The 4431-nt window shown below is 69.4% G+C and carries 4 protein-coding genes; 3 read left to right on the top strand and 1 reads right to left on the bottom strand.

Annotation, left to right across the window (positions count from 1 at the left end):
* The 3 genes from ABE485_RS30960 to ABE485_RS30950 form a co-directional block, all read left to right on the top strand.
* Window positions 1-1139 (top strand): carboxylesterase family protein (locus ABE485_RS30960; protein ID WP_346519078.1); only part of this gene is annotated, 1139 nt, incomplete at its 5' end.
* A gap of 34 nt (window positions 1140-1173) precedes the next feature.
* Window positions 1174-2121 (top strand): Bug family tripartite tricarboxylate transporter substrate binding protein, encoded by a 948-nt coding sequence (locus ABE485_RS30955; RefSeq protein ID WP_346519077.1) that lies wholly within the window; start codon window positions 1174-1176, stop codon window positions 2119-2121.
* 141 nt (window positions 2122-2262) lie between these two features.
* Complete coding sequence (locus ABE485_RS30950) at window positions 2263-3651, top strand: amidohydrolase (protein WP_346519076.1); 1389 nt, start codon at window positions 2263-2265, stop codon at window positions 3649-3651.
* 80 nt (window positions 3652-3731) lie between these two features.
* On the opposite strand, the gene ABE485_RS30945 is transcribed toward ABE485_RS30950, so the two are convergent.
* Window positions 3732-4244, bottom strand: a complete 513-nt coding sequence (locus ABE485_RS30945; RefSeq protein ID WP_346519075.1) for a GNAT family N-acetyltransferase — start codon at window positions 4242-4244, stop codon at window positions 3732-3734.
* Between the last annotated feature and the right edge of the window lie 187 nt (window positions 4245-4431).

Below are 4431 nucleotides of genomic sequence, written 5' to 3'. Positions count from 1 at the left end.
AGCCCGCGACGTGGCGCGGTGAGCTCGACGCGACCCGGCCCGGCCCGGTCGCGCCGCAATTGCCGTCGCGCCTGCGCGGCGCCATGGGCGATTTCAGCGCCGAACAATCCGAAGACTGCCTGCACCTGACCGTGTGGACGCCGGCTGCCGACGGCAAGCGACGACCCGTGGTGGTGTGGCTGCACGGCGGCGCCTGGCAAAGCGGCGGCGGCGCGCTCGACTGGTACGACGGCGCTCGCCTGGCGCGGCGCGGCGACATCGTCGTGGTGGCCGTCAACTACCGGCTGGCCGCGCTGGGCTGGCTGTACGTGCCCGGCCAGGCGGCCAACGCGGGCCTGCTGGACCAGGAAGCCGCGATCGACTGGGTGCTGGACAACATCCAGGACCTGGGCGGCGATCCGCAGCGCATCACGGTCATGGGGCAGTCCGCCGGCGCATCGTCGATCTGCGCCATGCTGGCGCGCAAGCCGAGGTTCTCGCGCTCCATCCTGCAAAGCGCCGCACTGGGCCGGGGCTTTCGCACCGCGCAGCAAGCCGATACCCTGGGGCAGGCCTTTCTGCAGGCGGCCGGGGCCAGTTCGCTGCAGGCCGCCCGCGAGCTGCCCGTGGCCGCGCTACTGGCCGCGCAACAGGCGCCCGAGGTCGTGCAGGCCTTGCGCGCCGAAGGCAGCAGCCGCAGCCTCTTCACCCCCGTGCTGGACGGCCAGGTGCTGCCGCAGGACATCGCGCCCGCGCTGCTGAAGGCCGCGGGCCGCGCCGACGTGCTGGTCTGCTACACGCGCGACGAGATGGCCGCGTTCCCGGACCACGGCACCGACGCCGCCAGCCAGGAAATGGGCGACGCGGTGTTCGGCGCCCCGTCGCGCCTGTGGGCGCGGCAGACCATCGCCCAGGGCCGCCAGGCGTGGCTGGCGCGCTTCGACGTGGCCCCCACCGACCGCTTCGGCGCCTGCCATTGCATCGAGCTGCCGTTCGTGTTCGACACCTTGCAGGCGTTTGCCGGCGCGCCCATGCTGGCCGGCCTGCCGGCCGCGCAGGCTGAGCAGCTGGCGCGCCAGACGCAGCAGGCGTGGATCGCCTTCATCCGGGGCGAAGCCCCGGACTGGCCCGCGGCCCCGCACATGCAGATCCTGGCCTGAACCAGGCACACACCAACAACACAAGGGGAATTCCATGTTCAAGCAAACCGCGATCGCCCTGGCGCTGCTGATGCCGTTGGCCGCCACCGCCGCCTATCCCGACAAACCGGTCAAGATCATCGTGTCCAATCCGCCCGGCGGTCCGGTGGACGTGATGCTGCGCGTGCTGGCCAGCAAGCTGGGCGCCGCCTGGGGGCAGCCCGTCGTGGTGGAGAACAGGCCCGGCGCGTCGGGCATCATCAGCACCGGCGCGCTGGTCAAGTCCGCGCCCGACGGCTACACGCTTGGCATGGTGGTGGCGTCGTCGGTCACCATCGTGCCGTTCGCGGTGGACAGCCTGCCGTTCGATACACAGAAAGACCTGCAGCCCATTTCGCTGGTGGCGCGCACGCCCTTCATCTTCATCGTGCCCAAGGACAGTCCGCTCAAGACCTGGGACGACTTCGTGCGCGAAAGCCGCGCGCGCAACCTGAGCGTGGGCTCGTTCTCCATCGGCACCGCCTTCCATCTGGTGTGGGAGCAGACGGCGCGCCGCGCCGGCATCAAGGCGCTGTACGTGCCGTCGTCGTCATCCGGCAAGACGCAGAACGACCTGATCGGCGGCCAGCTGGACGTGGGCCTGGACGCGCCGTCCAGTTCCAAGGGCCTGATCGACAGCGGCCGCCTGCGTGCGCTGGCAATCACCAGCCCGCAACGCTTCGGCGGCCTGCCCGATACGCCCACGCTGAAGGAGTCCGGCCTGGACTACGCGCCGCAGCCGTGGATCGGCCTGATGGGTCCGGCGGGCATTCCCCAGGACCGCGTGGCGCTGATCCAGAAAGCGGTATCGGACATCCTTGAAGATCCGGCGATGAAGGCGCAGATGGAAACGCTGGGCATGATTCCCATCGGCAGCTCGCCGCAGGAGCTGGCGGCCACCATCGAGACGGACCGCGCGGAGATGGGACCGCTGATCAAGGAGCTGGGCATCAAGCTGCAATAGCGCGGTCCCGAGCCGGGCGGCGCGCCAGCCGCCGCCCGGTAAATTCCACGCAAAGTAAGCACAGGAAACAGCCACGCCGCGGCCGGGGCGCTCGGGTAAGATCCTCTTCGATAACAGGTTAACAACCAAGAGGAGGAGAACATGCCGCAACGTAAATTCCTGTTCCGCCTGGCGCCGCTGGCCCTGGCCGCCCATCTGGCCTTTGCCGGCCCGGCCGCCGCGCAAGGCGCCCCCGGCACCCAAGGCGCGGTGCAGCCGGCAGCCGACCCGGCGCTGGCCGCGCAGATCGACCAGCACGCCAAGGCCATCGAGGACAAGCTCATCGCGTGGCGCCGCGACATTCATCAGCATCCCGAACTCGGCAACCAGGAACACCGCACGTCCAAGCTCGTGGCCGACCATCTGCGCGCGCTGGGCATGGACGTGAAGACCGGCGTGGCCGGCACGGGCGTGGTGGCCGTGCTCAAGGGCGGCAAGCCCGGCCCCGTGGTGGCGCTGCGCGCCGACATGGACGCCCTGCCGGTGAAAGAACAGGTGGATGTGCCGTTCGCGTCCAAGGCCAAGGGCACGTACCTGGGCAAAGAGGTGGACGTGATGCACGCCTGCGGCCACGACACCCATACGGCCATCCTGATGGCGGCGGCCGAAGTGCTGGCCGGCATGAAGGACCAGTTGCCCGGCACCGTGAAATTCATCTTCCAGCCGGCCGAGGAAAGCCCCGCCGATTTCGAGCCCGACGGCAAGAAGATCTGGGGCGCCAAGATGATGGTGCAGGAAGGCGTGCTGGACAATCCCAAGGTCGACGCCATCTTCGGCCTGCATGTGTCCAGCGCCTATCCGGCGGGTTGGCTGGCCTGGCGCGGCGGCCCGGCCATGGCCGCCGCCGACCAGTTCTGGATCGACGTCACCGGCAAGCAGACGCACGGCGCGCGGCCGTGGTCGGGCATCGATCCCATCGTGGTCAGCTCGCAGATCATCCTGGGCCTGCAGACCATCCCCAGCCGCCAGATCAACAGCATGCTGGAACCGGCCGTGATCACGGTGGGCGCCATCCACGGCGGCAACCGCATGAACATCGTGCCGGACAGCGTCGCCATGACGGGCACCATCCGCACGTATGACGAAGGCATGAAGAAAGACATCCACCAGCGCATCGCGCGCACCGCGGACATGATCGCGCAGAGCGCGGGCGCCAAGGCTGACGTGCGGGTGGTCGAACTCTACAACGCCACCGTCAATCCGCCCGCGCTGGCCGAGCAGATGGGCCCCACGCTGCGCCGCGTGGCCGGCGAAGGCAACTATGGCCTGCAACCCAAGTCCACCGCGTCCGAGGACTTTTCCTTCTACCAGGAAAAAGTGCCCGGCATGTTCTTCTACCTGGGCGTGACGCCCAAGGGCACCGACGTCGACAAGGCCGCGCCGAATCACTCGCCGCGCTTCTACGTAGACGAATCGGGCCTGATCAACGGCGTGCGCGCGCTGTCGAACCTGACCATCGACTACATGGCGAAGGCGCAGAAGGGCGGCTAGGCCTGCACCAGAAGCCCCGCCGCGTTTGATGCGGCGGGCATAAGCAAACGGCTACAAATTCTTTGTCAGCTTGCGGCCCGCTACGACGGCGAGGAATTCGCGCTGGCGTAAAAGCCGGCGTGGTACGACACCTGGCCATGCGCAGGCCGCGCGAACACCATCGCCATGAAGTATTCGGGCGGCGCGCCCGGATACGTCAGCGCGGGCGTCGGCGCGAAGCCGAAGCGCGCGTAATAGGCCGGCTCGCCCAGCACCACGCACCCCGCCGCGCCCATCGCCTTGAGACGCGCCAGTCCGTCACGGATCAGGGCGGCGCCAATGCCGCGGCCCTGGTGCGCCGGCGCCACCGACACCGGTCCCAATCCGTGCCAGCCCGGCGTGCCGTCGCTGATCGCGACGGGCGAGAACGCGATATGCCCGGCCACCCGCCCTTCCAGGCGCGCCACCAGCGACAGGGTCAGCGCGTCCGCCGCGCGCAGCGCATCGACGATGTAGCCCTCCGTCTGCTGGCTGTGGGGCTGATCCTTGAACGCGGCCTGCGTCACGGCGAAGATGGCGTCGCGGTCATCGGGCGTTTCGGGACTGATCTGCATGGGCCGGCTCCGGGCTGCGTCTGGCGGATGGCCCAGTGTAGCCGCGGCCCTGCGGGCATTCCGCATTGACGCAGGGCGGTGCGCTGGCTACAGTGGCCGGCGGCCCCGCGCGGCGCATTGCGCCCCGCCGCTTTCCCGAACCACACTCCGCGCCGCCGCGTGCCCAACCTTCCGGAGTCCCATGAAC

The organism is Achromobacter spanius (assembly GCF_039673305.1).
Taxonomy (GTDB): Bacteria; Pseudomonadota; Gammaproteobacteria; order Burkholderiales; family Burkholderiaceae_B; genus Achromobacter; species Achromobacter spanius_F.
Note: the sequence above shows the minus strand (reverse complement) of the source record. Positions and strands in the feature narration are given on the sequence as shown.

Bases quoted from the DNA above. Each gene is read 5' to 3' on its own strand.
- ABE485_RS30955 (WP_346519077.1), top strand. From the start codon at position 1,174: ATGTTCAAGCAAACCGCGATCGCCCTGGCGCTGCTGATGCCGTTGGCC.
- ABE485_RS30950 (WP_346519076.1), top strand. From the start codon at position 2,263: ATGCCGCAACGTAAATTCCTGTTCCGCCTGGCGCCGCTGGCCCTGGCC.
- ABE485_RS30945 (WP_346519075.1), bottom strand. From the start codon at position 4,244: ATGCAGATCAGTCCCGAAACGCCCGATGACCGCGACGCCATCTTCGCC.